Below are 5,153 nucleotides of genomic sequence, written 5' to 3' on the forward strand. Positions count from 1 at the left end.
TGGCCGGCAGGCCGAGCAGGGTCCAGCAACTCATTGGGCGGTACGACTCCATGAAAGACCGCCGCGCCCGGGCAGTGGCGCGCTGAAACTGCGCACCCTACCGGTTTCCTGAAAAAAAGTCCCAGGCCGCATGCAACGGCCCGGGATGGGCGCTTCAGCTCACTGGCCGACGAACCAGCGGTAGTAGGGGTTGCCGCCATCGACCTGGAGCAGTTCGCGGATCTCCCGGGCCCAGGCTTCGCGGTCGCCCTCATAGGCGTGCAGGCTTGCGCGGTAGAACTGCATCAGGTTGCGGCTTTCCTGGTTCATGCGCTGGCGAAACTCGGGGCTGACATTCACCAGCACCGGTGGATGGCGCAGGTTCAGCAGCTCCGGCAGAACCCGGTTGATCTCCCGTGGCCGCACCCAGGGTGCGTACTCGATGCGCGGCCGGTCATCGGTGACCGCCGGGGCATCGCCGGCAAAGCGCTGCAGGCCGTCGCGGTCGCTGACCCAGGTGGCCAGCAGCGCCTGGGCGGAATTGACCCCGACTTCCCCCAGGGCGCTGCGCACGCTGTCCTGGGCAAAGCGCCGCTCGATCCTGGCCGCGTCCAGCTCGATGGGGTCCGGGGAACCCACCAGCAGCATCTCGTGGAACTCGCTGGTCCACAGGGTGGCGTAGGGGAAGACCTCGAGGAAGCTCTGCACCAGGGCGCGGGAGTCTTCGGTGTTCTGGGTCGGCAGGGGCAGCCACTGGGCCACCAGGCCCTGGGTGTTGAGGCGCCGCGCGGCCAGTTGGTAGAAGTCCCGGGAGTACAGGTTGACCACCCCGGCAGCGGAGGGCGGCGGCGGTTCCAGGGTGATCAGGTCATAGTTCTGCGGGCTGCGCAGCAGTTCCTGGCGCCCGTCCTGCAGGCGGATCTGAATGCCCGGGTCGCTGGCGGCATTGAAGTTGCCCTGGAACAGCGGTGCGGCGTCCAGTACCGCCGGTAGCAATTCCGCCACCACCCGCTGTTCCAGCCCCGGGTAGCGCAGCAGGGCCCCGGCGGTGATCCCGGTGCCGAAGCCGATCACCAGCGCCGAGCGCGGCTCGCCGTTGTGGATCAGCAGCGGCAGCAGGGCCTGGATGCGCATGTAGCGCAGTGACGGCATGGCATCGCCGGTGTTCGACACGCCCTGGATATACAGGCGATGGAAGCGCCGCTCGGGCTGGCCCTGGGTCACCACCGCCACCGTGGCGCCGCGGCCTTCCTGGTAGAAACTCAGTTCGGCGTGGCGGGCCCCGGGCAGGAGTTGCGCCAGGCGCTGGGGCGGGGTCAGCAGGGCCACGGCCAGGGACAGCAGCCCCAGGGCAACCACCCCCTGGCGCCGGCCCTTGTTCACCCCGGGGCCCTGGCGCACGGCAAGCAGGCCCACCAGCGCTGCGATCAGCGCCAGCAGCCCCAGGGTGCGCACCAGCCCCAGCCAGGGGATCAGCACGAAGCCGCACAGGGCCACGCCAATGATCCCGCCCAGGGTGTTGCAGGCCAGCACGGCGCCAACGTCGCGGCCCACTGCGCGGCCGTCACAGCACAGGCGCAGGGCCAGGGGGAAGGCCGCCCCCAGCAGCAGGGTGGGCACGAACACGATGCACAGCGCGGCCACGGCAAAGCGCCCGCTCATGCCCAGCAGCGGGCTGCCCCCCAGGCTGAGGATGAGGGCTTCGACCTGGGTCTGGGCGAGGATCAGCCAGCGCCCCAGCAGCGCCATTTCCAGCAGGGCCAGCAGCCCGGCACCGGCAATCAGCAGGCCGAACAGGCCCCAGGGGTCACGTACCCGGTCGGCCCGCGGGGCCATCAGGCTACTGCCCAGGAACAGCCCGCCCAGGTAGGTGGCCAGGACTACGGCAAAGGCGTAGGTGCGGGTGCTCATGAACGGCACGATGGACTGCGACCAGACCACCTCGTAGCCCAGGGCCACGCCGCCGGCGAGGCTGTACAGCAGCAGGGCCAGGCGTGCCGGCCGCGGGTTGCGGGCCTGCTTTGCCGGCGCGCTGGCGGGCAGGGCCTGCTGTTGTTGCAGGGCCAGGGCACCGAGGGCCGCCAGCAGGTTCAGCAGCGCGGCGGCCAGGGCGCTGCCGCGCACGCCGAGGGTGGCAATCAGCACAAAGGCGCTGAGCAGGGTGCCGGCAATTGCCCCGGCGGTGTTGGCTGCGTACAGCCTGCCACCGGCGCGGCCCAGTTGCCCCGGGTCGGCCGCCAGGGCTCGCACCAGCACCGGCAGGGTGCCGCCCATCAGCACCGCCGGGGCGCCCACCAGCAGCAGTGGCAGGCCCCAGGCCAGCAGGCCCAGGTGCAGGGCCAGTTCAGCGAAGGGTGCGGCGGCGCCGGCCAGGGCCAGGGTCGCGCCCACGGCCGTCAGCGCCACCAGCAATTCCAGCAGCGCGTACAGGCGCCAGGGATTGGCCACCCGGTCGGCCAGGCGGCCGAACAGCCAGCCGCCAAGGGCCAGCCCGGCGAAGAAGGCGCTGACACCAGTGGTGATGGCATAGACCTCGACCCCCACCACCAGGGACAGTTGCTTGATCCACAGCACCTGGAAGATCAGCGCCGCAGCGCCGGAGACAAATAACAGCAGTGCCGGAAACCACTGCGCGCGGGTATCGAGGCTGTGGCTGGCAAGGTGTGGCCGCGAGAGGGGAGAACTCATGTTCCATGGCCTTATGCAGAAATCGAAATGCCCTACGGATGGGCAGGTGCCGGAGTCCCGGCGAATGCGGACTCAAGCGTAGTACAAGACTGGCGGACGTCTTCGTCGGCAAGCCGACGCCTGCTGTGTGGGGGGAGAGGCCGCCCGGTGGGCCGGGCGGCGTCGGGTCATTGGGCCGGTTGAGCCTTCATTTTCTCGGCGATCTTGGCATCCACCGCGGCGCGGATCTGGTCGATGCTGAAGCTCGCCGGTTTCTGGCTCGGTGGGTATTCGATGAAGGTCTCGAGGAACTTCGCCGACTTGGTCACCGCCACTCCGGCCAGGTAGACGTTCTTGGTGTTCCAGTCATAGAACTGGTCGGACACCACGTCCGCCCGCTCGTAGGGGTCCATCCGCAAGTTGAGGATCTTCGGCACCCGCAGGCATACGAACGGCTCGCTCCAGACCCTGAACCCGCCGGGCTGGCGCTGCTCGCAGAACACCACTTTCCAGTTGTCGAAGCGCATCGACACCAGCACCCCGTCATCGTTGAAGTAGTAGAACTCGTGGCGTTCCCCCTTGGGCTGCTGGCCGGTCAGGTAGGGCAACTGGTTGAAGCCGTCCAGGTGCACCTTGAAGCTGGCGCCACCAGTGGTGGGGGCCCAGCCCTTGAGCAGCTTGTCCTTGACCCCGCTGTCGCCGGCCGCCGCCAGCAGGGTGGGGAACCAGTCGAGCCCCGAGAACATCTCGTTGGAGACTTCCCCGGCCTTGACCTTGCCCGGCCAGCGAACCATCGCCGGCACCCGGTAGGCGCCTTCCCAGTTGGAGTTCTTCTCGTTGCGAAATGGCGTGGTCGCTGCATCCGGCCAGGAGAACTGGTTGGGCCCGTTGTCGGTGGTGTAGACGACGATGGTGTTGTCGGCAATCTTCAGGTCGTCGAGGGTCTTGAGCAGTTTGCCCACATCGTTGTCGTGCTCGACCATGCCGTCGGCGTATTCGTTGCCGGGCATGCCGCTCTGGCCCGCCATGGACTCGCGCACATGGGTGAACACGTGCATGCGCGTGGTGTTCATCCAGACGAAGAACGGCTTGTCGGCCTTGGCCTGCTTCTCGATGAAGGCCTGGGCGGCGGCGGTGGTTTCGTCGTCGATGGTCTCCATGCGTTTCTTGGTCAGGGCGCCGGTGTCCTCGATCTTGCCGTCGGCAAAACTGTGGATCACCCCGCGTGGCGAGTTGGCCTTGACGAAGTCCGGGTCGTCCTTGGGCCAGTAGGGGCGCTCGGGCTCCTCTTCGGCGTTGAGGTGGTAGAGGTTGCCGAAGAACTCGTCGAAACCGTGGGCGGTGGGCAGGTACTCATCCCGGTCGCCCAGGTGGTTCTTGCCGAACTGGCCGGTGGCGTAGCCCTGGGACTTCAGCGCCTGGGCGATGGTGATGTCGCGTTTTTGCAGGCCCACCGGGGCCCCGGGGATGCCCACCTTGGACAGCCCGGTGCGCAGCGGCGTCTGCCCGGTAATAAAGGAAGAGCGCCCGGCGGTGCAGCTGTTCTCCGCGTAGTAGTCGGTGAACAGCATGCCTTCCTTGGCGATGCGGTCGATGTTCGGTGTCTTGTAGCCGACCACGCCCATGGAATAGGCGCTGATATTGGTCTGGCCGATATCGTCGCCGAAGATCACCAGGATATTGGGTTTCTCTGCCGCCCCGGCAGTTGCCGAGAACGCCATCACCGCGGTCGCCACCAGGGCGGCCTTGGGTAGCCACTTGCGTATGCGAGTCATCTGACTTGCTCCTTTTTCGGGTTCGCTCGCCTGGGGCGAGCCACGTTGAGTGCTGTCCTGCCTTGCGTCTGTTGTTGCTTCTCCTGTGGTCATTGCGCTTGCTCGGGTGCCAGGGGCTCGAAGGGGTAGATCCGCCGCCATTCGGCGGCCATGTCCACCAGCGTCCAGCCGTGCTGCTGTGCTTGATCCAGGGCCTGGTCCAGGCGCCCGACCTGGGACTTGCGGTCGTAGGCCCACTCGCGCGCTGCGTCGGTGTGGTGCACCAGGGCCATGAACCGCTTGCCACTGCCGGCGGCGGTCCACTGCAGCATCTGCAGGTCGCCGTCGGAGTTGCCGAAGGCCAGCAGCGGGCGCCGGCCGATGATCCCGTCGATGCTTTCCGGCTTGCCCGGGCCGTCGTCGTTGTGGGCCAGCTTGGCGGTGCGCAGGATCGACGGCTGGCCGTCCTGGAACTGCCACTGGGTGACGAAGTTGCTGCCGATCACCTGTTCCGGCGGGATGCCGTAGGCGCTTTCGGCGAAGGCGCGCATGAAGGCGGTGTCGCCGCCGGAGACGATGTAGGTCTTGAAATCCTGGCTGCGCAGGTAGTCGAGCATTTCCAGCATGGGCTGGTAGATCATCTGGTTGAACGGCCGCCCGGTCTTCGGGTGGCGGGCCTCGGCCAGCCAGCGCCGGGCATTGTCGATAAAGGCTTCGCTGCTGATGCCGGTATGGGTGGCGCCGATGATCTGC

3 protein-coding genes are annotated in these 5,153 nt (G+C 67.5%); all 3 read right to left on the reverse strand.

Going from position 1 to position 5,153, the window contains the following annotated elements; translation table 11 throughout:
• Positions 1-159 precede the first annotated feature (159 nt).
• Entirely contained in the window at positions 160-2,667 is a 2,508-nt protein-coding gene (locus F6S12_RS29575; protein ID WP_315869675.1) for a fused MFS/spermidine synthase, read from the reverse strand.
• A 167-nt stretch (positions 2,668-2,834) separates the two neighbouring features.
• Positions 2,835-4,421: an arylsulfatase gene (locus F6S12_RS29580; protein WP_011061132.1), complete on the reverse strand. Its 1,587-nt coding sequence runs from the start codon at positions 4,419-4,421 to the stop codon at positions 2,835-2,837.
• 89 nt (positions 4,422-4,510) lie between these two features.
• Positions 4,511-5,153: HAD family hydrolase (locus tag F6S12_RS29585; RefSeq protein ID WP_315869676.1), on the reverse strand; the 643-nt coding region annotated here is incomplete at its 5' end.

This window comes from Pseudomonas sp. JV245A (assembly GCF_032424515.1).
GTDB lineage: Bacteria > Pseudomonadota > Gammaproteobacteria > Pseudomonadales > Pseudomonadaceae > Aquipseudomonas > Aquipseudomonas protegens.